Raw genomic sequence first — 23,772 nt, 5'->3', positions numbered from 1 at the left:
ATTCACTTACTGTTTCGGGCACTCGACGATGAAGGGTGCGCGCATGACCCGGTGGACCAACTGGGCGGGCACGGCGTCCGCCTCGCCGCAACACGTTCACCAGCCGCGCAACGCGGCTGAGATCGCGGCGGCCGTCGAGGGCGTCGCCAAGGCCGGCCGGACCGTACGCCCCTGGGGCAGCGGGCACTCCTTCACCGCGATCGCCGTCGCCGACTCCGATGCTCTCGACCTGCGGAACTGGACCGGCGTCGAGCGGGTGGACCTCGGAACCCGGCACGTCACCGTCCGCTCCGGCACGACGATCAGGCAGCTCAACGCCGAACTCGACGCGCTCGGGCTGGCCATGGCGAACCTCGGTGACATCGACGCGCAGACCATCGCCGGTGCGATTTCCACCGGGACCCACGGCACCGGCGCGAAGCTCGGCGGCCTCGCCACGCAGATCGCCGCGCTCGAGCTCGTGCTCGCCGACGGCTCGGTCGTCACCTGCTCGGCCGACGAGAAACCCGACCTCTTCGCCGCTGCCCGCGTCGGCCTTGGCGCGCTCGGGGTGATCACCACGGTGACGCTCAAGTGCGAGCCGTCGTTCTTCCTCCGCGCGCAGGAACGGCCCGAGCCGCTGGAGCAGGTCCTCGAGGGCTTCCACGACTTCGCCGACGAAAACGACCACTTCGAGTTCTACTGGTTCCCCTACGGCAAGAACGCCCTGGTCAAGCGGAACAACCGATGCGAGACCGCGCAGCCGCTGAGCAAGGTCCGGGAGTTCGTCGACTACCGGATCATGGAAAACGTCGCTTTCGGCGGCCTCTGCCGGACCGGGCGGCTGATGCCGAAGCTGGTGCCGTCGCTCGGCAGCTTCGCCTCGAACGTCCTCTCCGCCCGCGAGTACAGCGACGTCTCCCACCGCGTCTTCGTCACCGCGCGGAACGTCCGGTTCACCGAAACGGAATACGCTGTTCCACGTGAATCAGTGCTCGACGTGCTCGCCGAACTACGGGCCGTGGTGCCGACGCTGAAGGACCCGGTGATGTTCCCGGTCGAGGTGCGGGTCGCCGCGGCCGACGACATCTGGCTGTCGACCGCGCAGGGCCGCGACTCCGCCTACATCGCCATCCACCAGTTCGTCGGCATGCCGTACCGCGAGTACTTCAGCGCGTTCGAGAAGATCGCCGGCGCGGTCGGCGGCCGCCCGCACTGGGGCAAGATGCACGACCTCGACGCCGGCGTCCTCCGCTCGCGCTATCCGCACTTCGACGACTTCCTGCGCGTGCGCAAGGAAACCGACCCGAACGGCGTGTTCACGAACACCTATCTGGACCGCGTGCTCGGCCCGGCTTAGAACAACGCCGACACCGATTCGCCATTGTGGATCCGGCGGATCGCCTCGGCCATCGCCGGTGCGATCGACAGGATCTTCAGCTTCTCGGTGCGCTCCTCCTCGGGCACCGGGACCGTGTTGGTGCAGACGATCTCCAGTACCTCCGGCCGGCTGCCGATGCGTTCGATGGCCTTCGCCGCGAACAGCCCGTGCGTGCAGGCGACCCGGATCGACCGCGGCTCCAGCTCGGCCAGCTTGTCGAGCAGCTCCAGCACCGTGCTGCCCTTGGCGATCTCGTCGTCGAGCACGATCACGTCCCGGCCGGTGATCTCGCCGATCACCGACGTGATCTGGACGCGGTCGTCCGGGAAGCGTTCCTTCGCGCCGGCCGCGACCTGGACGCCGAGGAGCCGCGCGAAGTGCGACGCCTCCTTCGCGTTGCCCAGGTCGGGTGAAACGACGGTCGCGCGCGAGAGGTCGTACTGGCGGAAGTGCTTGGCCAGCTCCTGCAGTGCGTGCAGGTGGTCGACCGGGACGCTGAAGAAGCCGTGGACCTGCGGCGAGTGCAGGGTCATCGCCAGCACGCGGCTCGCGCCGGCCGTCACCAGCAGGTCGGCGACCAGCCGGCCGCCGATCGAGATGCGCGGTGCGTCCTTCTTGTCCGAGCGCGCGTACGAGTAGTGCGGGATCACGGCGGTGATGCGGGACGCCGACGCGCCGCGCGCCGCGTCGAGCATCAGCAGCAGCTCGACGAGGTGCTCCTGCACCGGCTTCACCAGCGGCTGGATGATGAACACGTCCCGCTCGCGGCAGTTGGACTGGAGCTGCACCTCGAGGCAGTCGTTGGCGAACCGCTGGATCTCGACCGGCCGCAGCGGCACGCCGAGGTGCTGGCAGATCTCTTCGGCCAGCTCGGGGTGGGCGCTGCCGCTGAAAACGGCGATTTCTCTCGATGCCTGGGTGATCACAGTGCTGCGATCGCCTCGCCGATGGCGTCCTCACCCGAGATCAGGGTGAGGGTGCGGCGCGCCGAAGCGGGCGTGTCGAGCAGGCCGACGAGCACCGCGGCGACGTCGTCGCGCGGGATCGGGCCGCGGCCGGTCGTCTCGGCCAGGAGGACCAGGCCGGTGCCGGGGTCGTCGGTCAGCTGTCCGGGCCGGAGGATCGTCCAGTCGAGGTCGCGCGCCTTGAGGTCGTCCTCCGCCGCGCGCTTGGCGCGCAGGTAGTGCCGGAATTCCTCGGTGACGTCGGGGTTCTCCGGGTTGTCGGCGCCGATCGAGCCGACCTGGACGTGCCGCCGGACGCCGGCGCGCTCGGCCGCTTCGGCGAACAGCGCCGCGGCGCCGCGGTCCACAGTGTCCTTGCGGGCGGTGCCGCTGCCCGGCCCGGCGCCCGCGGAGAACACCGCGGCGTCGGCGCCCTTCAGCACCTCGGCGACGGCGTCCACATCGGAGTTCTCGAGGTCGAGCACGACGGCCTGGGCGCCGACGGCTTCGAGGTCCGCCACGTGGGCGGGGTTCCGGATGATGCCGACCGCTTCGTCACCGCGCGCGGCGAGCAGCCGCTCGAGCCGCAACGCGATCTGACCGTGTCCACCAGCAATGACGACTCGCATGGAGCCGACCTTAGTGCGAAGCGGGCGCCTCTGCGGTGCGGAGCAGGTGGTCGTAGACCAGCTCGTTGACCAGGCGGGAGACCGGGTCCTCGGCCAGCACGACGCGCTCGGTGCGGCCCTCGAGGTCGAGGTCGACGACCGCGTTCGGGTCGGCGGTCACGACGGCGAGGCCGTACGCGCGGGCGCGCGGCAGGCAGTTGCCGACGTAGTCCTCGGTGAGCACCGCCGGGGAGGGGAGGACCATCGCGGCCTCGCCGTAGCGGGCGAACGGAACCGCGGAGGCCATCGCGGTGCGCCAGTGGCGCGCGACGGCCAGGACGCCGACGATCTCGGCGGCCGGGGCGGGGGCGGTTCCGGCCAGCTCCGGCCAGGTCCAGGTGTCGACGGTGGCGCGGTCGGCCACCGGGCCGGCACCCATCGCGATGCGTTCGGCGTGCACGTCGGTGCGAAGCTTGGCGACCACGCAGACCTTGCGGCCCAGGATGGTGATCTCGGGGAGGACGACGCCGTTCCAGCCCAGCTGGGCGGCCGCGGTGCGGGCGAGCTCGTCGACGCTCGCGGGGAGCTCGATCGGCGGCACCACGCGGCTCGGCATCGACCGGCTGCGCTGCGCGCCACCGGCGACCGTCGAGCGCTCGGTGTTCTGAGGTGTAGCCGCCACGAGTCCGCCTCCTTCTAACCTGCACCGCTTCGTGACCGGGGGAAACCGGCACCTCACTTGTCTAACAGCGCGGCGGCACGGCGTCGCCGGGTAGCGCGAGTGGCTGCGATCGGCGGCGCCCAGCGGTCGATGACCGGTCGGTAGGCGGTCATCGGACTTCGGTCGAACGGTGCGGCCAACCGAGTGAGAGCGAGGTGAGTGGCATTACCGTCCGACGGCAATCGACTACCCCGAGCAGAAGGCGCCAAACGAGGATCACCCGGCCGGGGACTAGCCCGTTCGGCGCAAACCGCGGGTCATCCACTGTGGACGCAGGCCGCTGAGCTGCGGATGTCCGCCGTCACCCGGCCGGCGGTGAGCTACGCCGCAGCGGTCACGCGCGCTCGGGGACTAAAGTTACCCACCAGTTACTTAGCCGCCGCCTTGGAGGACCGATGCGCTCCCCGAAGGACTTCTTCGCCCCGCTCGCCCTGGGCGCGCCCGCCCCCGTGCGGGAAATCCCGGTGACGCCGTCCCGGATGATCCACTTCTTCGACCCGGGCAACGAGAAGATGGCGGCCAAGGTGCCGGACATCGCGAAGAAGGTCGACGTCCTGCTCGGCAACCTCGAGGACGCCGTCCGCGCCGACCGCAAGGAGGCCGCGCGCGCCGGGCTGGTCGCGATCGCCAAGGCGAACGACTTCGGGAAGACGCAGCTGTGGACGCGCGTCAACAGCCTGGATTCGCCGTGGGTGCTGGACGACCTGGTCACGCTGGTCACCGAGATCGGCGACAAGCTCGACGTGATCATGGTGCCGAAGGTCGAGGGCGCGCAGGACATCCACTACGTCGACCGGCTGCTGGCCCAGCTCGAAGCGCGCGCCGGCCTGACGAAGCCGTTGCTGGTGCACGCGATCCTCGAGACGGCGAGCGGCGTGGCCAATGTGGAGGAGATCGCCGGCGCCAGCCCCCGCATGCAGGGCATCTCGCTCGGCCCGGCCGACCTGGCCGCGAGCCGCCGGATGAAGACGACCCGCGTCGGCGGCGGGCACCCGGGCTACCTGGTGCGCACCGACCCGACGGGGGACGACCTGAACGCGGGCCGGACCACCTACCAGCAGGACCTCTGGCACTACACGGTCGCGCGGATGGTCGACGCGTGCGCGATGCACGGGATCCTGCCGTACTACGGGCCGTTCGGGGACATCCGCGACGTCGTGGCCTGTGAGGACCAGTTCCGCAACGCGTTCCTGCTCGGCTGCGTCGGCGCGTGGAGCCTGCACCCGGTGCAGATCGACATCGCGAAGAAGGTGTTCTCGCCGTCGCCGTCCGATGTGGCCTGGGCGCGCCGGGTGATCGCCGAGATGGGTGACGGCACGGGCGCGGTGATGATCGACGGGAAGATGCAGGACGACGCGTCGGTGAAGCAGTGCCGCGTGGTCGCCGAACTGGCCGACGCCCTCGCGGCGGACGACCCCGAACTCGCCGCGGCCTACGACGCGGCCACCAAGGAGGCCCTCGGATGACCGAGCTGAAGCCGAGGCGGTCCGTCCTCTACATGCCCGGTGCGAACGAGCGCGCGCTGGAGAAGGCCAAGACGATCCCGGCGGACGCGCTGATCCTCGACCTCGAGGACGCCGTCGCGCCGGACGCGAAGGAAGCGGCGCGGGAACGCGTGTGCGCGGCCGTCGGGAACTACGGCGAGCGCGAGGTGACGATCCGGGTGAACGGCCTGGACACCGAGTGGCACGACGCCGACCTGCGCGCGGCCGCGTCGGCGGGCCCGGCCGCGGTGGTCGTGCCGAAGGTGAACTCGGCGTCCGAAGTGCACAACATCGAGCGCGCGCTGGAGCTCGGCGGCGCACCGGACCACACGAAGATCTGGGCGATGGTCGAGACGCCGGTCGCGATGCTGCACGCGGAGGAGATCGCGGCGGCGTCGGAGCGGCTGACCGTGCTGGTGATGGGCACGAACGACCTGGCCAAGGAGCTGCACGCGGAGTTCGTCCCGGGCCGCGGGCCGTTGCTGGGCGGGCTGTCGCTGTGCCTGCTGGCCGCGCGCGCGACCGGCAAGGTGATCCTCGACGGCGTCTACAACGACGTGAAGGACCTCGAAGGCTTCGAGGCCGAGTGCGAGCAGGGGCGGCAGTACGGCTTCGACGGCAAGACGCTGATCCACCCGGCGCAGGTGGAGCCGTGCAACCGGATCTTCGCGCCGTCCGAAGAGGAGATCGAGCGGTCGCGGCGGATCATCGACGCCTTCGAGGAGGCCAAGGCGTCCGGCAGGGGCGTGGTCACTGTGGACGGCCGGATGATCGAGAACCTGCACGTCGACAACGCGCGGCGGGTGCTGGCGCTGGCCGAGGCCGTCAAGGGCTGACGGCCTCGGCGACGCTCACTTCGGCAGGTCGTCCGTCCACTCGGCACTGACCGCGTACGGGTGGCCCTTCGTGTCCGTGGCCGGTTTGCCGTCCGGGCCCAGGAACACCGAGGAGCCGTCGACCTGGCCGGTCGCCGGGTCGACGACGAGGCGGCCGCCGCCCGGGAGCTGGACGCCCTTGCCGTCGGGGGTGGCGTGCACGGCCGGGTCGGCGGCGATCGCGCGGAACGCCGCCGCGCGGACCGCCGGGGGTGACGGCACCACGGAGACCAGGTCGATCAGCGACTGGAGCACGAACGTGTCCCGCTGGTTCGCGGGCACCCCGTGCCGCTTCAGCCCTTCGTTGAGCCAGTTCCGCAGGGCCGCCGGGTCCGCGGGCAGCGCCAGGATCCCGCTGATCGTGACGTCGTCGTCGCCGTTCAGCCGGATGGGGCGGGGGCGCGGCTGGGGCACGGCTTTGCCGTGGGTCTTCGCGTCGCGGTACCACTCGTGCCCGTCGGCGGTGGTCCAGTACTCCCAGGTCTCCTTGCCCACCTTCGTCGTCGAGTGCCAGTACTTGCCGGTGCCGGCCGGGGTGCGCTCGGCGACCGTGGCCGCCGCCAGCAGGATCTGGCGGCCGGGGTCGACCGGGGCCACCGCCTGGGACGGGGGCGTGGGGGTGCCCGGCAGGGTCGCCACGACCACCGCGGCGGCGGCCGCAGCGGCCACGAGGCCGATGCCGATCGCGAGCGGGCGGACCCGGCGGCGGGGAGCCGCGAGCATCCGGTTCTGCAGCCGGTGCCGGCTCCGGTCGACGACGTCCTGGGCGGGGTCGGCCGGTGTCAGCGCGGCCCGCAGGGTCTGCAGGTCATTCATCGGAAGCCTCCTGGGAAAGGACGAGGGTGAGCTTTTTGCGGGCGCGGTTCAGCCGGGAACCGACCGTGCCCGGGGAGATGCCGAGGGCTTCGGCGACTTCCGCGTAGCCGAGGTCGCCGAGCGCGACGAGCAGCAGGACATCGCGTTCGCCGGCGGACAGGCGGCCCAGCGCCTGCCCCACCCGGGCAGCCGCGACCGAATCGACGACCCGGTTTTCGTGTCCTTCGGCGGCCTCACGCGGGTCTAGCCGCGCGAGGGCGCGGTAGTGCCGGGCCTCCTTGCGGCGGTGCCGGGAGACCAGGTTGGTCGCGATGCCGAACAGCCAGGCACGCAGGTCACCGCGGGCGGGGTCGAACTTCCCGCGGCGGTCGAACGCCACCAGGAACGTCTCGGCGGCGACGTCCTCCGCGGCCTGCGCGCCGAGCCGGCCGGCGACGTAGCGGTAGATCTCGGCGAAGTGGCGATCGTGCACCTCGGTGAACTGGTCGACGCCAGTCACCGGGGCTGCCTCTGTCATGGAGTTCCTTCCCTTCGGCGGCAGGTTCACCACTACTTCGCCGCCGGGACGGAACTTCTTCCCTACCCGATCGGCCAGGGGCGCTGCGGCGGGCGGAGCCGCTCGTACGCCGCCGCGGCGCGCAACACGCCGAGGTCGTCGAAGCGGGGGCCGGCGATCTGGAGGCCGATCGGGCGGCCGTCGTCTGTGTAGCCGCAGTTCAGCGACACCGCCGGCTGGCCGGACATGTTGTACGGCACCGTGAACGCGATGTGCTCGAACGGCCGGGCCGGGTCGTTCGTCGGGGACGCCCACTCCGCCGGCGGTGCCGCCACCGGGCACGCCGGGGACAGCACGACGTCGAACGCCGAAGTCGCGTTCAGGGCCGCCACGCTCATCGCGTCGATCTGGGCGAAACCGCGGTAGACCGCCACGCCGGACGCGTTCGCGCCGCCGGCCGCCCAGTCGGCGATGTACGGCAGGACCTTCGCGCGGCGGTCCGGCGGCAGGGCCGCCAGGTCCGACCAGGCCCGCGTCCGCCAGAACACGTCCAGGCCGTCGAGCATCTCGCGGGTCAGGAACGGCTCGACCGGCTCGACGACCGCGCCCGCGGCTTCGAACGCGCGGGCCGCCGCGGTGACGGCGTCGCGGATCACCGGGTCCACCGGGAGGCCGGGCCCGGACTCCAGCTGCAGGCCGACGCGCAGACCCGGCAGCGAGCGGTCCAGGGACGACCAGTCGAGGTCGGCGGGCGGCAGGCACAGGTGGTCACGCGCGTCCGGGCGCGAAAGCACGCTCATCAGCAACGCCGTGTCCGCGACCGTGCGGGTCATCGGGCCCGCGACGCGGCCGAGGAACGGCGGGTGCACCGGCACCCGGCCGAAGCTCGGCTTCAGCCCGACCAGGCCGCACCAGCCCGCCGGCAGCCGGATCGAGCCGCCGATGTCCGTGCCGACGTGCAGCGGGCCGTACCCCGCGGCGGCCGCGGCCCCGGCCCCCGCGCTCGAGCCGCCGGGCGTGGCCGAGAGCTGCCACGGGTTGCGGGCCGTGGGGTGGAAGCTCGAGAGCCCGGACGTCAGCATCCCGTAGTCCGGCATGGTCGTCTTGGCCAGCAGGACGCCGCCGGACTCGCGGACCCGGGCGGCCGCCGGGGCGTCGTCCGGGGCCGGGGTGAGCGCCGTGGCCGCCGTGCCCAGCGGGACCGGCGTGCCGCGGGTGGCGATGTTCTCCTTCAGCGTGAGCGGGACGCCGTCGATCGCGCCCAGCGGTTCGTCCGACGCCCAACGCGCTTCGGACGCCTTCGCGGCATCGAGAGCGCTTGAAGGGTCGTACGCATACAACGCGTGCAGCTCCGGCTCTCGCGCCTCGATGCGCGCGATGACGGCTTCGGTCACCTCGACCGGCGAGAGCGTCTTCGCGCGGTACTGCGCCACGAGCTCGACGGCGGTCAGGTCGGGCAGCTCGGTCATGAGCGCTCCTTCACGAGGCGGGCGGGTCGAAGCGGCCGTCGACGGCGGTCCAGCCGCCGTCCACCGCGAGCACTGAGCCGGTCACGAACGACGAAGCGTCCGAAGCGAGGTACACGACCGCGCCGGCGAGTTCGTCCGGACGCGCCCAACGTCCCAACGCGCCCTTCGCCGCGTACGCGTCGTACCACTCCGGGTTCGCCTTGATCTGCGCGGTCAGCGGGGTCTCGACGACGCCGGGTGCGATCGCGTTGACCCGCACGCCGGACGGCCCGAACTCCGCCGCGGCCGTCCGGAACAGCTGGACGAGCCCGGCCTTCGTCGCCGCGTACGGGCCCTGTCCCGGCTCGACGGTGGTGCCGCGGATCGACGAGAAGCCGATGATGCTGCCCCGGCCGCGCGCGACCATGCCGGCGCCGAAGACGCGGACGACCTCGAACGTCACGCCGAGGTTCAGCGCGATGACCCGGTCGAACTCCTCGCGTGTGTAGTCCAGCAAACGTTTGCGGACGTTGGTGGCGGCCGTCAGCACGACGACGTCGACGTCGCCCAGCTCGGCTGCGGCGCGGTCGAGCGCACCCGGTTCGAGGAGGTCGATCGCGTACGCCTCGCCGACACCGGCTTCTCGCGCGGCTTCGAGGTCGCGGTCGGCGCACACCACGTCAGCGCCGTGGGCCGCGAGGGCCCGCGCGGCTTCGCGGCCGATGCCGCCCGCGCCGAGCACGACGGCCCGGCGACCGTCCAGGCGGAACAACGTCGAGTAGTTCACGGGCGCAGCACCGCCATCCTGGTCACGGTCAGCTCTTCGACGGCGAACCGCGGCCCTTCGCGGCCGATGCCGGAGTCCTTCACGCCGCCGTAGGGCATGGTGTCCGACCGGAAGCCGGGCACCTCGTTGATCACGACGCCGCCCACTTCCAGCTCGTCGAGGGCGCGGAACGCGGTGTTCAGCGACCGGCTGTAGACGCTGGCGTGGAGCCCGTAGCGGGACGCGTTCACCGCCGCGAAGGCTTCGTCCACATCGGACACCGTCCGGACGCAGACGACCGGGCCGAAGATCTCTTCGTCCCAGGCTTCGACGCCGTCCGGCACGTCGAGGAGGACGGTCGGGCGCAACACCGTGCCCTCGACTCCCCCGCCGACCTGGCGCGCGCCGGACTTCGAGATCCACGCGGCGACGCGCTCGGTGGAGGCGGGGTCGATCAGCGCGGACACTCGCGTCTTCTCGTCGCGCGGATCGCCGACGACGACCTCGTCGAGCCGCGCCAGCAGCCGTTCGGTGAAGTCCGAAGCCACCGACTCGACGACCAGCACCCGCTGCACCGAGATGCACGCCTGACCGGACGCGTAGAACCCGCCGCGCAGCACGGCGTCCACCGCGGCGTCCAGGTCCGCGTCGGGTGCGACGACCAGCGCCGCGTTCGAGCCCAGTTCCAACAGCGTCTTCGTCGGGGCCGCGTCGCGGGCGATCCGGTGCCCGACCGCGGCCGAGCCGGTGAACGAGACCGCGCCGATCCGGCGGTCGGTCGTCAGGGCCGCGCCCACCGACGCGTCCCCGGTGACCAGCTGGACCATCGCGGGCACCGGAGCGGCCGAGCGCACGAGGTGGACCAGCCACAGCGTGGCCAGCGGGGTCTGCGGCGCCGGTTTGACGATCACCGGGCAGCCCGCAGCGATCGCGGGGGCGATCTTGTGCGACGCGAGCAGCAGCGGGTAGTTGAAGCCGGCTATACCGACGACGACGCCGATCGGCTTGCGCTTCCAGAACCCGACCAGGCCGTCACCGGCGGGCAGCAGGTCGAGCGGCACGGTCTCGCCGTGCAGCCGCGACACCTCTTCGGCGGCGGCTTCCCAGGTGACGATCGTGCGCGCGACCTCGACACGGCAATCGACCAGCGGCTTCCCGGTTTCCAGCACCAGCAGGTCTTCGAACTCGGCACGACGTGCACGCAGCGCGGCGGCAACGTCGTTCAGCAACGCACGGCGAGTCCGCGAAGGCAGCGAAGCCACTTCGCGCGCGACAGCGACAGCTTCGTCGACAGCGCGGGTAGCCAGCTCAGGAGTACCGACCGGCGCGTGGCCGATGACGCTCCCGTCGTATGGGAAAACGATTTCTTCGGTATCCGCGGTGGACACCCAGCCGTCGCCGACCGGCAGGCCGTCCGGGTACTCAGCCATCGTCACCTCCACGCAACCGGGCGAGTTCCGCGCGCAGGTCCGGCGCGGCTTGCAACAGTTCCCGCGTGTATTCGTGCTGCGGCTCGTCGTAGACCTGCGCCACGTCGCCGAGCTCGACGATCTCGCCGCGGCGCATCACCGCGACCCGGTCGCAGACATGCCGGACGACGCCGAGGTCGTGCGACACGAAGATCAGCGTCAGCGCGAACTGGTCCACCAAAGACGCCAGCAGGTCGAGGATCTGGCCGCGCACGGAGACGTCGAGGGCGCTGACCGGTTCGTCGGCGATCAGCACGCTCGGCTTCGGGGCCAGCGCGCGGGCGATGGAGATCCGCTGCCGCTGGCCGCCGGAGAACTGGTGCGGGTACCGCCCCGCCGCATCCGCGGGCAGGCCGACGGCGGTGAGCAGTTCGGCGACGCGATCGGGCTCGCGGTGGCCGAGCGGCTCGGAAACGATGTCCCGGACGCGCATCCGCGGGTCGAGCGAGCCCATCGGGTCCTGGAACACGATCTGCAGTTCGGACCGGAGGAAGCCGAGGCGACGCTCGGGCAGGTTGTCGATGCGCCGACCTTGGAACGAGACTGTGCCCGCGGTCGGCTTGTCGAGCGCGGCCAGCAGCCGGACCAGCGTCGACTTGCCCGAACCGGACTCCCCGACGATGCCGAACCGCTGCCCGGCCTCGACGTCGAAACTGACCCCGCGCAATGCGTGCACGTTCCGCCGGGCGTACCGGCGTTCGAGGTCGCGGACTTCGAGCATCATCGCCGGGCCTCCAGGTCCGAGGCGGCCAGCAGCTTCCGGGTGTACTCGTGCTTCGGCTGCGTCAGCACTTCGCGCGTCGAGCCCGCTTCGACGATCTCGCCGTCCAGCATCACCAGCACGCGCTCGCACACCGAAGCGACGACGGCGAGGTCGTGCGTGATGAACAGCAAGGCGCTGTCGGCGGGCAACGACGTCTTGATGAGCGAAAGGATCTGGGCCTGGACGGTGACGTCGAGCGCGGTCGTCGGCTCGTCGCAGATCAGCAGGGAAGGCTCGTTGGCCAACGCCATCGCCAGCACGACCCGTTGCCGTTGGCCGCCGGACAGCTGGTGCGGGTAGGCGCGAGCCGTCCCCGGGAGGCCGACGGCCGTGAGCAGGTCCTCGGCGCGGTGACGGCGGCCGTGGATCCGCCCCGGCTCGGTGACCTGGCGGCCGATGCGCATGGCCGGGTTCAACGCCGTCATCGGCTCCTGGAACACCATGGCCAGCTCGTCGCCACGCAGCCGCGAAAGGTCCTCTTCGGACATTTCCAGCAGCTCACGGCCGCCCAGGGAAACCGAGCCGGACGCGCGCAGCTCCTCGGGCAGCAGGCCCATGATCGCCAGCGCCGTCAGCGACTTCCCGGATCCGGACTCGCCGATCAGGCCGACGCGCTCCCCCGCGCCGATCTCGAAGGAAACGTCCCGGACCAGCGAGGAAACGCTGAGGCCGCGCACCGAAAGCGTCATACGCGGGCCGCCAATCGGGGGTCCAGGCGGTCGCGCAGGCCGTCGCCGAGGAGGTTGAAGCCGAGGACGGCGACGGCGATCGCGATCCCGGGCACCAGCGCCAGCCGCGGCTGCACGGTCAGGAGTTCCTGGGACTCCTGCAGCATCCGGCCCCACGACGGCGTCGGCGGCCGCGTGCCGAAGCCGAGGAACGACAGCGCCGCTTCGGCGAGCACGGCGATCGCGAACGACACCGACGCCTGCACGATCAGCAGGCCGGAGATGTTCGGCAGCACGTGCCGCAGCGCGATGTTCACCTTCGACCGGCCGCCGGCGCGGGCGGCGAGCACGAACTCGGTGCTCATCACCTGCAGCGTCCCGGACCGGGCGATCCGCGCGAACGACGGGATGGTGGCGATGCCGATCGCGACCATCGCGGTCAGCGTGTCCGCGCCGAACACGGCACCGAACATGATCGCCAGCAGCAGGGCGGGGAACGCGAGCACGAGGTCGTTGACCCGCATGACGAACTCGCCGAGCCACCGCGGCGACATGCCGGCCAGGATCCCGAGCGGCGTCCCGATCACCGCGGCGATGCCGACGGCGACGACTCCGACGTACAGCGTCGTGCGCGCGCCGACCATGAGCTGGCTGAGCAGGTCGCGGCCGAACTTGTCGGTGCCGAACCAGTGTGACGCGCCGAAGCCGAGCAGCCGGTGGGTCGCGTCGACCTTCACCGGGTCGAACGGCGTCCACAGGAACGACAGCAGCGCGGCCAGCACGACCAAGCCGACGAGAATCCCGCCCAGGACCAGATTGCGCATCACGAACCCCGCAATCTCGGGTCGAGCACGGTGTAGAGGACGTCGACGACGAAGTTGACCAGCAGCACGCCGACCACCAGGACCAGCACGATCCCCTGCACGGTCAGCAGGTCACGCGCGGAGACCGCGTCCAGCAGCATCGAACCCAGTCCCGGCAGCACGAACACGCGCTCGACGACGACCGCGCCGATCAGCAGGGTCGCCAACTGCAGGCCCAGCACCGTCACCACCGGCACCGACGCATTGCGCAAGCCGTGACGCACCAGCGCCTGGCCTGGTCGCAGCCCCTTGGACCGCGCGGTGCGCAGGTAGTCCTGGCCGAGCGTGTCGAGCACCGCCGACCGGACATAGCGCGTCAGAACCGCGCCCTGCACCAGGCCGAGCGACAACGCCGGGAGGATCAGGCCGCGGAAGAACTCGCCGAAGTCCTGGTCCGGCGGGGTCCACCCGCCCGAGGGCAGCCAGCGCAGCCGGACGGCGAAGATCTGCACCAGGATGATCCCGGCGAGGAACGCGGGGATGGCGACGCCGATCTGCGACAGCCCGGAAACGCCGGCGCCCGACGCTTTCCGGTGCTTCACCGCGGCGAACGTCCCGGCCGGCACGGCGATCACCAGCGCCACCAGCATGCCCGCGCCGACCAGCCACAGCGTCACGCCGAGGCGGTCGAGCAGCTGGGGCCCGATCGCGTCCCGCGTGACGTACGAACGCCCGAAGTCGCCGTGCAGCACGCCGCCGATCCAGTCGGAGTACTGCGTGACCAGCGGGCGGTCGATGCCGAACTCCGCGCGGGTCTTGGCGAGCAGCTCCGGCGTCGCGTTGACGCCGAGCGCTACCTGCGCCGGGTCGCCCGGCAGCACGGCCATGAACAGGAACACCACGATCGACGCGACCAGCACGCTGACCACGAAGATCGCCACCCGGCGCAGCACCTTGGCCGTCATCGCGGCGCCAGCCCGGTGAGGTCGAACGACTCGCTGACCTGGTTCGCCGCGAACCCGCCGACCTTCGCCTTCGCGACGATCACGTTGGGGAACAGGAACAGCCAGTCCGCGGCGGCGTCGGTGTTCAGCTGCCGCGCCACCTGCTTCATGTCCGCGACCTGCTGCTCCGGCGTCCCGCTGTCGGCCTCGGCGAGCAGCTGCTGGACCCGCTTGCTGTCGTACCCCCAGTAGTACTTCGGCTTGCCGAACGTCGTGATGTCCCTGGCCTCGACGTGCTGGATGATCGACAGGTCGTAGTCGTGGTCGGTGAACACCTGCTTCAGCCACACCGCCGGGAAGTCGAGCGGCTCGATCGTGGTCCGCACCCCGACGTCGGCGAGCTGCGACTGGACGACCTGGGCGGCCGACACCGCGTACGGCAGGTTCGGGATCCGCAGCCGCAGGTTCAGGTTCGTCGCGCCGGCCTCGGACAGCAGCGCCTTCGCCTTCGCAGGGGCGAAGGGATAGACGTTCGCCAGGTCCTCGTACCAGGGGTCGGTCGGCGGGACCATGCTGCCGATCAGCGTCCCGCGGCCGGCCCACGCCGTGTCCAGCAACGCCTTCCGGTCGATCGCGTACGTCAGGGCCTGGCGCACGCGGACGTCGTTCAGCGGCGCCCGCGCGTTGTTCATGGCCAGGGTGACTTCGCTGTTCGACGTGCCTTGGACGACCTGGAACCGGTCGTCCGCCTGGAACTGCGGGATCGAGTCGGGTGCGGTGATCGCGGAGATGACGTCGATGCCGTTGCTGAACAACGCGTTGTTCAGCGCTGTCGGGTCCTTGATGTACTTGAGCACCACCGTCGAGTACGCCGGTTTCCGGCCCCAGTACGCGGGATTCTCCTTCAGCACCACGGAGTCCCCGCGCTTGCGCGCCGCCACGGCGTACGGCCCGGTGCCGATCGGTTTGTTCGCCAGGTCGGCGACGCCGGTCGGGCTGAACATCGCGCCGAGCCGGCTGGTGAGGCTGAACAGCCAGCCGTTGGACGGCTTCGACAGCACCACCCGCGCGTGGTCCGGCGCGACGACGTCGACGTGGTCGACGACGTCCATGGTGGACTTGATCGAGATCGTCCAAGCGGTCTTCACGCGCATGAGCGAGAACTTGACGTCCTCGGCGGTGAAGGGTGCGCCGTTGCTGAACTTCACGCCCGGCTGCAGCTGGAAGTCGTAGGTGCGCCGGTCCGGGCTGATCGTCCACGACTTCGCGAGCAGCGGCACCACCCGGCCCTGCGCGTCGAGCTTCACGAGCCCTTCGTAGACGTTGTAGAGCAGGGCCTGCGGGATGGCGGCGCCGTCGGTGCGGGTGAAGTCGAAGTTCGCCGGTTCGGCCGTGAAGCCGACGGAAAGCGTGCCCGGGCCGGCGGAAACGCTCGCCGACGAGCCGGCCGAGCAGCCGGTCACCGCGAGCAGCAGCGCCGCTGCCACCACGGGAATCCGGGCTTTCATTCGGCCTCCAGGTTAGTACACTGGTCTGACCAGTAGCCTGCACCGAGCGGACGGCGAGGTCAAGGGATGCGGTTCGAACCGGTGGCTCCGGTCCGCGCGTACGAGCGGGTCGTCGAGCAGATCGAGCAGGCCGTGGTGAGCGGCGCGCTCAAGCCGGGCGAACGCCTGCCGAGCGAGCGCGAGCTGATGACGCAGTTCGGCGTAGGCCGCTCGACGATCCGCGAAGCCCTGCGTGTCCTGCAGGCGGCCGAGATGATCCGCTCGCGGCCCGGGGACCCGCGCGGCCCGGAGGTGCTGGCCGCCTCCCCCGCCGCGTTGCACCGCTCGATGCACCGGCTCGCGCGTGCCGAGCACGTCGGGCTCGCGGAACTCCTGCAGTTCCGGATGATCCTCGACGGCTCGGCGCACCTGCTCGCCGCCGAGCTGCGCACCGAAGACGACTTGACCGGCCTCGACGCGGCTTTGGAGTCGATGCGCGAAGGCGTCTCACGCGGGTACGCCGAGTTCAGCCGCGCCGACGTCGCGTTCCACGAGGTGATCGCGCGCATCTCCCGGAACCCGCTGCTGGTGGTCAGCGAAGAAGTGGTGCGCGGGGTCGTGCTGGAACTGATCGAGGACAAGCTCGAGCACGCCAGCAACCGGACGTCGCTGATGCGCGCGTGGCTCGCCCACCACGCCGAGGTGCTCGACGCGATCCGCGCATCCGACGGCGGCGGCGCGGCGCACCTGGCGAAACAGGCGTTGTACGACAACTACGCCGAATACGTCCCGGCCGGCCAACGGCCCCTGCTCGAACCGTTGCTGCGGTCCTAGACTCGGCCCGGTGGACTCGGCGAAACGGGACGGCGTCGGCCTCGCGCTCTCGGGCGGCGGCTACCGCGCAATGCTCTTCCACGCGGGCGCGCTCTGGCGGCTGAACGAGCTGGGCTGGCTGCCGAAGCTGACCACCGTCTCCAGCGTCTCCGGCGGTTCGATCGCCGCGGGCGTGCTGGCGCACGCGTGGCGCAAGCTGTGGTTCGGCGAAGACGGCGTCGCGGAGAACTTCGGCAAGGAGGTCGTGCAGCCGCTCCGGAAGCTCGCCCGCACCACCCTCGACATCCCGGTGACGCTGAAGGCGATGTGCATCCCGTGGCGCAGCGCGGGCGAGGAGCTGGCGCTGCGCTACGCGAAGCACCTCTTCGGCGACTGCTGCCTCGCCGACCTCGACCCGGCCGGGCCCCGGTTCGTGTTCACCGCAACCAACCTGCAGGACGGCACGCTGTGGTGGTTCTCCCGCGAGGGCGGCCCGAACGGGCGGATCGAGCTGGCGACCGCGGTCGCCGCGTCCTCGGCCTTCCCGCCGATGCTGTCCCCGGTCGTGATCCCGGACCCGCTCGGGCGCGGGCGCAAGGTCGTGCTCAGCGACGCGGGCGTGTACGACAACCTCGGCCTCGACCCCATCGAGAACCAGCACGCGATCGTGCTGGTCAGCGACGCGGGCAAGAAGATGAAGACCGAGCAGAACCCGCACCGCAGCTGGCCGCTGCAGCTGCTGCGGGTGCTGACCGTGATGGACAACCAGGTCCGCAGCCTGCGCACCGGCTCGCTGCTGAAGGCGTTCAAGGACAAGCAGTTCGCCGGGACGTACTGGGCGACCTACAGCGACATCGAGAACTTCCAGCTGCCGGACGCCCTGCCGGCGCCGGTCGAGCGCACCCGCGCGCTGGCCGAGACGAAGACGCGGCTGACGAAGACGCCCGAGAAGGTGCAGGAACAGCTGATCAACTGGGGTTACGCCGTCTGCGACGCCGGCATGCGCCGCTGGGTGTGCCCGGGGACGGCGTTGAAACCGGAGTTCCCGTATCCCGGCTCAGGCGTCGGCTAGGTTCGCGTAGACGACGATGTTGTCCTGGTAGCTGTGTTCCGCGTGGTCGAACGCGCCACCGCAGGTGATCAGCCGCAGCTCCGGCTTGTCGCTGTTGCCGTAGACGGCGTCGCGCGGGAACGTGTCCTTCGGGACCTGCGTGACGCGGTCGACGACGAACTTCAGCTTCTTCCCGTCGCTGCGGTCGATGTCGACCTCGTCGCCGGGCGCGAGGTCCTTCAGCTTGTAGAAGATGCCGGGCTTCTTGTCGCCGTCGACGTGGCCGAGCACGATGGCCGGGCCGACGTCGCCGGGCACCGGCGAGAGCTTGTACCAGGCCGCCTGCATCGGCGTGTGCACCGACGGGACGGAGATCGTGCCGTCGGTCTTGACCGCCACCGCGAGCAGGCTGGACTCCGCGCCGATCTTCGGGATCTTCACCGAGGTCGGCCGCAGGCCCTTGAACGGCACGGTCACCGGCACGGAGGACGGCGGCGCTGCCTTGGGCTGCTCCGGCGTGCTGCAGGCGGCCAGCGTCAGGACGAGGGCGAGCGCGGCACCCGCCCGGCGGACGCTCACCAGGCTGTGCCGCCGAAGCCCGTCTCGACCCCGCCCTTGGGCGCGACCTTGACCTGGGCCTTCGGGGCGGCGTTGCCGGCCGGGGCCGTGCTGGAGGTCGCCGTGGTGATCGGCGCGGTGCTCGACGGGACCGCGCTGCTGGTGGTCGTGGTCGTGACCGGCGGCCGCTCCTGCTCGAAGTCGACGATGCCGTTGCCTTCGACGCCGTCGCAGGTCCAGCTGAACTTGGCGGTGGTGGTGCCGGCCGGGGCGTCGACGACGCGCACGGAGTAGTTCCACAGGCGGCCGTCGGCCTCGTCCTGGTCCGGGCCGCCGGTGACGCTCAGGTACTGGGTCGCGACGGCGCCGGGCCGGCCGGCCGCGCAGGCGATGACCAGGACACCTTCGCCGCCGAGGCCGACGAAGCCGTGGCCGGTGTTGTCCTGGTAGTCGTCCTTCGGCGGTGCGGTGGTCTCCGAAGACGAAGGGGCGGTCCGGGTGGTCGTGGTGACCTCGGAGGTCGATGGCGCGGTCGTCGTCGGGGTCGTGACCGGCGTCGTGCTCTCCGAGGTCGTGGTGGTCGGCGCGGTCGTGGTCGCGGACTCCGACGTGGTCGTCGTGGTCGTGGTCGTCACGGGGGCGGTGGTGTCCGTCTCCTGGGCCAGCGCGGCCGGCGCGGCGGCGAAGGTGATCAGCGCACCCGCGGACACGATCCCCGCGACCCGGCTCAGCGTTCTGCCCACGATGACTCCCAACGGCGGTTGACGGCGATGCCGCGACTATCGACGATTCACCCGTCCGCGTTACTCCGGGAGGGCGAACGCGAGGTCCCGCCACAGGTCATCGGGGTCCTCCAACCCGACGCTGAACCGGATCAGCCCGGGCGGGACGCGCTCCTCGCCCGCCAGCCACGCCCGCCGCTCGACCAGGCTTTCGACGCCGCCGAGGCTGGTCGCCGACCGGATCAGCCGGACCGAGGCGCAGAAGCGGTCCGCGGTCTCGGCGTCGGCCAGGTCGAAGGCGACCATCATCCCGAAGCCCGGGTAGCGCACGCGCCGCACCGCGGGGTGCTCGCCGAGCCGCGCCGCCAGCAGCGCGGCGGTGCGGGACTGCTCCGCGAGCCGGACCGGCATGGTCCGCAGGCCCCGGAGGGCGAGCCAGGCTTCGAGGGCACCCGGCGTCGACCCGACCCGCGTCCGCGCGCCGCGCAGCTCGGCCGCGACGGCCGGGTCCTTGGCCACGGTGATGCCGAGCAGCAGGTCGCTGTGCCCGCCGATGGCCTTGGTCGCGCTGTGCACGACGACGTCGGCGCCGAGTTCGAGCGGCCGCTGCTGCAACGGCGTCGCGAAGGTGTTGTCGACGACGACCCGGCCGCGCGCGGCGGCCGCGATGGTCTCGATGTCCATCACGTCGAGGGTCGGGTTGGTCGGCGACTCCAGCCAGACCAGGTCGGACGTCGCCGCCTCGGCCACCCAGGCGGCGGTGTCGGTCGGCTCGAGCTCGGTGACGGCGAGCTTGCCGAGCTTCTGCGCGTGGGCGAGCACCCCGCGCGTCACGGCGTAGCTGAACGTCGGCACGACGACCCGCGACCCGACCGGCAGCAGGTCCAGGACGGCGGACAGGGTGGCCACGCCGGACGCGAACGCGGTCGCCTCGCCCCCTTCGAGCGCCCCGACGGCCTCCTCGAGGGCGTGCCAGGTCGGCGTCCCGTCGCCCCGCGCGTACACGAAATCGCCACCGGCCTGGTAGGTGCTGGTGGCGACGAGCGGGGTGTTCAGCGGCTCACCGGGTCCGTGCGGCCGGCCGGCCGCGATGGCCTTGGTGCGGGGCGTCCAGTCGTCCATGCGCCTCACGATAAGGGGAGGCCGGGGCACTCACGCGTCCGCGAGCGCCCCGGCCAGGCCTTTACATGTGCACTGTCAGTGGGCGTACACCTCGAACTCGTACAGCGAGTAGCCGTACTTCGTGCCGCGCTGGACGCCCTGCATCTTGACGAACCGGGCCGGGGTGGCGGCGAAGGCGACGTTGTCCTGGCCGCCGTCGCCGTCGGTCACCACCGCCGCGTCCGTCCAGTTCACCGCGTCCGGGGAGAGCTGGATCCGGTAGCTCTTCCCGTACGCCGATTCCCAGCTGAGCAGCACCCGCGAGACCTGCTGGACCGAACCGAGGTCGACGGTGATCGCCTGGTCGTCGCTCCAGTCGCTGGCCCAGCGGGTCGACGCGTTGCCGTCGATCGCGTTCGACGCCGGCGAGTTGTAGAAGCCGGTTTCGGCGCTCGTGGCGCTGACCGTCTTCGTCGCCGCCAGGTTCGCGATGTTGTCGCCGCGGTGGGCGGCGTACTCCACCACCTGCTGGAACGTCGGGCGGTTCTGCCAGCTGATCTTGTCCTGCGTGATGCCGCCGAGCGGGTTGTGGACGATCGAGTCGGCGCACCACTGGTCGCCGGCCGAGCAGTTCGCGTCACCGGGGTAGACGGTGTTCGCGGACTGGCCGGCGGCCGTGGTCAGCGAGTCCACCAGCGCCTGGCGGCACGCGGTGACGTCGCCGCCGCCGCAGAACGTCTGCGCGAGCGGGCCCGCCACCGGCTGGCCGAGCACCTGCCGGATGTCCTTGCTGACGTAACCCCACCAGCCGTACTGGAACGACGAGCCCTTGTGGGGCTGGCCGGTGTGCTGGCCGTTGCCGTTCTGCCAGCCGGACGGGCTTTCGTTGATGCCGAGCACGCCGGTCATGGCGTTGTAGGCGTTGTCGCCGAGGGACGGCTTGAACTCGGCCTGGACCAGCAGCGGCCACCAGGCGTCGAAGATGCGGATCGCGTCCGCGTCGGCGTAGGTCTTGCTGCCCGCCGACGTCTCGGTGCGCAGCTGGCCGTGGGAGAGCCACGTCTTGAGCTTCGCCTCGGCGTCCGCGGCCGCGCCGGTGGTCGGTGTCTTGTCGAGCACCTGCAGCAGCAGCGGCAGCACACGCTCGGCCCGGAGGTCGGCCAAAGCCGCGTCCGCCATCGCCTGGGTCAGGTTGACCCGGGTGACCTTGGTGCCGCTGCTGATCAGCTTCTTCACCCGCGAGTCGAGCAGGTCGACGCGGTGCACGGCGGACTTGTCCGCGCCCGCGGCCGCGTAGCCGTTGGCCTGCGCGTTGTTCCAGCTGACGTAGTAGTCCTGGTTGACCGACTGCGGGTGCTGCGACGCCGGCGTGTAGGTCGCGAGGTTGCCGGCCGGGTTCCAGCCCTGCCAGTCGTGGCCCTGGTCGCCCCAGACCGGCATGTTCGGGTCCACATCGGACTGCCGCGCCGGGTTGGCGCCGGAGTTGAAGTACGCGATGTCCCGCGAGTCGGCGTAGAACCAGTTGAACGTGAAGTTGATGTCGGCCGCGGCCTTCTGGAAGTCCGCCGCGGACTTGACGAAGGTCGGGTCGTTCAGCTCCTGGAACCCGATGAGCGAGTCGACCTCGTGGAAGTAGGACGACCGCAGCGCCGCGTACGCCACCGGCTTGCCGCCGACGGTCGCCCGGCTCTGCACCGGCCCGTACTTGGTCCGGTAGCTGCGCAGGGTGTACGAACCCGCCGCGGTCCCGTCGGCCACCGTCGGCTTCCAGGAGTTCTTGACCTCGACGGTCTCCATCGGGACGCACTTGCCCTGGTAGGTGTAGTAGTTCGAGTCCTTCGTCGGCGTGCCGCCGTTCGGGTCGCACAGCTGCAGCGCGTAGGTGTCGATGATGTCCTGCGCCGACGTCGTCGCGCTCCAGGAGTAGTCCTGGCCACGGCCCAGCAGCGTGTACATGCTCAGCCCGGCGAAGGCCGCGCCGCGCGAGCTGATGCCCGGGCCCTGCAGTTCCTGCAACAGCAGCAGCTGCGGGGCGAAGTAGCCGGTCTGCGGGCCGAACACGGCGACCGGGTGGCCGCTGGCGGTCTTGGCGCCGGAGACGAGCAGGGCGTTGGACATGCCGTGCTTCTCGCTCAGCATGTTCGCCGGCAGCACGCCGTTGTCGAACATCCCGCGGGCCGGCTCCAGCTCGGCGGGCGCGGCGACGTCCACTGTGGACGGCGTCGCGGTGGCGGCCGAGCCGGTCTGGTCGAACACCAGCGGCTGCGGCGTCACCGAGTTCTTGTCCGGCATGGCCCGGCCGACGGCGTTGGCCGGGGTCTTGCCGTACGGGAAGGTCTGGCCGTCGTGCAGCGTCTTGACCGCCTCGGGGTCGTCCTCCGAGCGCAGGCTCTGCCACACCTTCTCGCCCTGCACGACGCCGTACTTCTCCTGCATCGCGAGCTTCGCGATGGCGTTCTGGACCTCGCCGCCGCCGCCCGCGCCGAACTCGGCGCCGATCAGCGAAGCCAGCGCAACCAGGTCGGTCAGCTTGAACGGGTCGATCGACCCGGCGTTGGTGATCGAGTCGACGTGCCCGGTCAGCACGTACTCGCCGGGGAAGTACCGGCCGCTGTAGGAGTCGCTGATGTACTTGTTGATGCCGTCGACGTAGGCCTGCGCGTCGGCGAGGCCCTGCGCGCCACGCGGGCCGCTGGCCGCGGTCCGGTCGATCTGCTGCTGCAGCTCGGCTTCGGTGTACGGCGCGTTCGCGAAGAACTGCTGCTCGAGCTCGCGGTTGGCCTCGGCGCCACCGGCGAACGAGGTGACCTGGCCGCGGGCGGCGTGCCGCAGCACGTCCATCAGCCACAGCCGGTCCTGCGCGGCCGCGTACCCGGCGCCGAACTCGGTGCCGGCGCGGGTGGTGCCGGTGATGTGCGGGACGCCGAGCGACTTGTCCCGCACGATCGTGACGTCGGACCGCGGTTTCGTCGTGCTCGCCACCTGGTCGGCCGGGACACCGAAGGAGGAGTCGTTGAAGTACTGGCTGATCGCGCCGGTGGTCAGCGTCTTGTAGCCGCCGGCCAGCGAGGCGTACTTCCCGAGCTGGTCGGCGGCGTGCGCCGGGCGGGTGCCGAGCAGCTTGTGGGCGAGGATGTCCGCGAGGGTGGCGTTGCCGTTCTCGCCGGGCGGGAGGATGTCGTTGCACTGCCCGCCGCAGTAGTCGTCGGGTGACAGGGCCGCCTCCGCGGCCGGCGCGGAAACGGCGACCTGGGTGAGCCCGGCCACGAGGGCCCCCAGTGCCGTAACGGTCAGGGCGCGGATGCGTCGTCGCATGCCGGGCTCCCCTCAGTCCAGAAGAGTGACGAAGCGCACGCTACCGAGCAGTAGCAGAAGTGTGAAGACTTTTCGCGTTTCTCCCCTCTTTGGGCGTAGTCCGATCGGCGCAGCCGGTGGCGGATAGGTACGGTGAGGCCCATGACCTTGGAAAAGCCCCTCATCGACCGCCCGGACGGACCTGCGCCGGCCGACCTGGAAATCACCGACATCACGGTCGGTGACGGCGCGGAGGCCACGACGGGCAAGACCGTCACCGTCCACTACGTCGGCGTCTCGCACTCGACCGGCGAGCAGTTCGACGCGTCCTGGGACCGTGGCGAGCCGCTGCGGTTCGGCCTCGGGGTCGGCCAGGTCATCCCGGGCTGGGACCAGGGTGTCGCCGGGATGAAGATCGGCGGCCGCCGCAAGCTGGTCATCCCGCCGCACCTGGCCTACGGCGAGCGCGGTGTGCCCGGCGCGATCAAGCCGTCCGAAACGCTCGTCTTCGTCGTCGACCTGGTCGGCGTGAACTGATCCCGCGGGCCCGGCGTCACCCGATGGACCACCGGGTGACGCCC

The 23,772-nt window shown here is 71.2% G+C and carries 23 protein-coding genes; 6 read left to right on the top strand and 17 right to left on the bottom strand.

From position 1 onward, the window contains the following. Positions 1–43: 43 nt before the first annotated feature. Positions 44–1,339 (top strand): D-arabinono-1,4-lactone oxidase, encoded by a 1,296-nt coding sequence (locus tag AB0J55_RS08620; RefSeq protein WP_364244731.1) that lies wholly within the window; start codon positions 44–46, stop codon positions 1,337–1,339. Here the strand turns inward: AB0J55_RS08620 and AB0J55_RS08615 are convergent. The 3 genes from AB0J55_RS08615 to AB0J55_RS08605 are packed head-to-tail and all read right to left on the bottom strand — an operon-like array spanning position 1,336 to position 3,594. Next, on the bottom strand, positions 1,336–2,286 hold the full coding sequence (locus tag AB0J55_RS08615; RefSeq protein WP_364244728.1) for a ribose-phosphate pyrophosphokinase: 951 nt from the start codon (positions 2,284–2,286) through the stop codon (positions 1,336–1,338). The genes AB0J55_RS08620 and AB0J55_RS08615 overlap by 4 nt on opposite strands. Then, positions 2,283–2,933: an SDR family oxidoreductase gene (locus AB0J55_RS08610; RefSeq protein ID WP_364244725.1), complete on the bottom strand. Its 651-nt coding sequence runs from the start codon at positions 2,931–2,933 to the stop codon at positions 2,283–2,285. The genes AB0J55_RS08615 and AB0J55_RS08610 overlap by 4 nt, the downstream gene beginning before the upstream one ends. A gap of 10 nt (positions 2,934–2,943) precedes the next feature. Further along, positions 2,944–3,594 (bottom strand): hypothetical protein, encoded by a 651-nt coding sequence (locus tag AB0J55_RS08605; RefSeq protein ID WP_364244722.1) that lies wholly within the window; start codon positions 3,592–3,594, stop codon positions 2,944–2,946. Between the two features lie 434 nt (positions 3,595–4,028). On the opposite strand from AB0J55_RS08605, the gene AB0J55_RS08600 reads away from it, so the two are divergent. Both AB0J55_RS08600 and AB0J55_RS08595 read left to right on the top strand, forming a co-directional pair. Beyond that, positions 4,029–5,099 (top strand): CoA ester lyase, encoded by a 1,071-nt coding sequence (locus AB0J55_RS08600; RefSeq protein WP_364244720.1) that lies wholly within the window; start codon positions 4,029–4,031, stop codon positions 5,097–5,099. Continuing rightward, complete coding sequence (locus AB0J55_RS08595) at positions 5,096–5,953, top strand: CoA ester lyase (RefSeq protein WP_364244717.1); 858 nt, start codon at positions 5,096–5,098, stop codon at positions 5,951–5,953. The genes AB0J55_RS08600 and AB0J55_RS08595 overlap by 4 nt, the downstream gene beginning before the upstream one ends. A gap of 15 nt (positions 5,954–5,968) precedes the next feature. On the opposite strand, the gene AB0J55_RS08590 is transcribed toward AB0J55_RS08595, so the two are convergent. The 10 genes from AB0J55_RS08590 to AB0J55_RS08545 all read right to left on the bottom strand — a co-directional run bounded on the left by AB0J55_RS08590 (position 5,969) and on the right by AB0J55_RS08545 (position 15,673). Beyond that, entirely contained in the window at positions 5,969–6,808 is an 840-nt protein-coding gene (locus tag AB0J55_RS08590; protein ID WP_364244714.1) for a CU044_5270 family protein, read from the bottom strand. Beyond that, positions 6,801–7,325, bottom strand: a complete 525-nt coding sequence (locus tag AB0J55_RS08585) for a sigma-70 family RNA polymerase sigma factor (RefSeq protein WP_364244711.1) — start codon at positions 7,323–7,325, stop codon at positions 6,801–6,803. The genes AB0J55_RS08590 and AB0J55_RS08585 overlap by 8 nt, the downstream gene beginning before the upstream one ends. Positions 7,326–7,387: 62 nt before the next feature. Next, positions 7,388–8,773, bottom strand: a complete 1,386-nt coding sequence (locus AB0J55_RS08580) for an amidase (protein WP_364244708.1) — start codon at positions 8,771–8,773, stop codon at positions 7,388–7,390. A gap of 10 nt (positions 8,774–8,783) precedes the next feature. Beyond that, positions 8,784–9,539 (bottom strand): SDR family NAD(P)-dependent oxidoreductase, encoded by a 756-nt coding sequence (locus AB0J55_RS08575; protein ID WP_364244705.1) that lies wholly within the window; start codon positions 9,537–9,539, stop codon positions 8,784–8,786. After that, the gene (locus tag AB0J55_RS08570; RefSeq protein ID WP_364244702.1) at positions 9,536–10,948 is read right to left on the bottom strand and encodes an aldehyde dehydrogenase family protein; all 1,413 of its coding nucleotides are present in this window, start codon (positions 10,946–10,948) and stop codon (positions 9,536–9,538) included. The genes AB0J55_RS08575 and AB0J55_RS08570 overlap by 4 nt, the downstream gene beginning before the upstream one ends. Next, positions 10,941–11,711, bottom strand: coding sequence for an ATP-binding cassette domain-containing protein (locus tag AB0J55_RS08565; RefSeq protein ID WP_364244699.1), 771 nt, complete (start codon positions 11,709–11,711; stop codon positions 10,941–10,943). Before AB0J55_RS08565 ends, AB0J55_RS08570 begins: the two co-directional genes overlap by 8 nt. Further along, entirely contained in the window at positions 11,708–12,439 is a 732-nt protein-coding gene (locus tag AB0J55_RS08560; protein ID WP_364244696.1) for an ABC transporter ATP-binding protein, read from the bottom strand. Before AB0J55_RS08560 ends, AB0J55_RS08565 begins: the two co-directional genes overlap by 4 nt. Continuing rightward, the gene (locus AB0J55_RS08555) at positions 12,436–13,242 is read right to left on the bottom strand and encodes an ABC transporter permease (RefSeq protein WP_364244694.1); all 807 of its coding nucleotides are present in this window, start codon (positions 13,240–13,242) and stop codon (positions 12,436–12,438) included. The genes AB0J55_RS08560 and AB0J55_RS08555 overlap by 4 nt, the downstream gene beginning before the upstream one ends. Beyond that, on the bottom strand, positions 13,242–14,186 hold the full coding sequence (locus AB0J55_RS08550) for an ABC transporter permease (RefSeq protein ID WP_364244691.1): 945 nt from the start codon (positions 14,184–14,186) through the stop codon (positions 13,242–13,244). Before AB0J55_RS08550 ends, AB0J55_RS08555 begins: the two co-directional genes overlap by 1 nt. Continuing rightward, on the bottom strand, positions 14,183–15,673 hold the full coding sequence (locus AB0J55_RS08545) for an ABC transporter substrate-binding protein (RefSeq protein ID WP_364244689.1): 1,491 nt from the start codon (positions 15,671–15,673) through the stop codon (positions 14,183–14,185). The genes AB0J55_RS08550 and AB0J55_RS08545 overlap by 4 nt, the downstream gene beginning before the upstream one ends. A 66-nt stretch (positions 15,674–15,739) precedes the next feature. Between AB0J55_RS08545 and AB0J55_RS08540 the strand changes: the two genes are divergently transcribed. Next, the gene (locus AB0J55_RS08540) at positions 15,740–16,486 is read left to right on the top strand and encodes a FadR/GntR family transcriptional regulator (RefSeq protein WP_364244686.1); all 747 of its coding nucleotides are present in this window, start codon (positions 15,740–15,742) and stop codon (positions 16,484–16,486) included. A gap of 10 nt (positions 16,487–16,496) precedes the next feature. Continuing rightward, positions 16,497–17,537 carry a patatin-like phospholipase family protein gene (locus AB0J55_RS08535; RefSeq protein ID WP_364244683.1) on the top strand — a complete coding sequence of 347 codons (1,041 nt, stop codon included), beginning with the start codon at positions 16,497–16,499 and terminating at the stop codon, positions 17,535–17,537. On the opposite strand, the gene AB0J55_RS08530 is transcribed toward AB0J55_RS08535, so the two are convergent. From AB0J55_RS08530 to AB0J55_RS08515, 4 genes are all read right to left on the bottom strand, one after another. Continuing rightward, positions 17,523–18,095, bottom strand: coding sequence for a class F sortase (locus tag AB0J55_RS08530; protein ID WP_364244680.1), 573 nt, complete (start codon positions 18,093–18,095; stop codon positions 17,523–17,525). The genes AB0J55_RS08535 and AB0J55_RS08530 overlap by 15 nt on opposite strands. Further along, complete coding sequence (locus AB0J55_RS08525; protein WP_364244677.1) at positions 18,092–18,817, bottom strand: hypothetical protein; 726 nt, start codon at positions 18,815–18,817, stop codon at positions 18,092–18,094. Before AB0J55_RS08525 ends, AB0J55_RS08530 begins: the two co-directional genes overlap by 4 nt. Positions 18,818–18,877: 60 nt before the next feature. Beyond that, positions 18,878–19,918: a PLP-dependent transferase gene (locus AB0J55_RS08520; protein ID WP_364244674.1), complete on the bottom strand. Its 1,041-nt coding sequence runs from the start codon at positions 19,916–19,918 to the stop codon at positions 18,878–18,880. A 75-nt stretch (positions 19,919–19,993) separates the two neighbouring features. After that, positions 19,994–23,212, bottom strand: a complete 3,219-nt coding sequence (locus AB0J55_RS08515; protein ID WP_364244671.1) for a penicillin acylase family protein — start codon at positions 23,210–23,212, stop codon at positions 19,994–19,996. A gap of 141 nt (positions 23,213–23,353) precedes the next feature. Here AB0J55_RS08515 and AB0J55_RS08510 point away from each other — a divergent pair, with 141 nt between their 5' ends. Next, a complete protein-coding gene (locus tag AB0J55_RS08510; RefSeq protein ID WP_364244669.1) occupies positions 23,354–23,728 on the top strand; it encodes an FKBP-type peptidyl-prolyl cis-trans isomerase in 375 nt (124 codons plus the stop codon). Positions 23,729–23,772 lie beyond the last annotated feature (44 nt).

Origin of the sequence: Amycolatopsis sp. NPDC049688, assembly GCF_040674975.1 — a bacterium.
Taxonomy (GTDB): Bacteria; Actinomycetota; Actinomycetes; order Mycobacteriales; family Pseudonocardiaceae; genus Amycolatopsis.
Note: the sequence above shows the minus strand (reverse complement) of the source record. Positions and strands in the feature narration are given on the sequence as shown.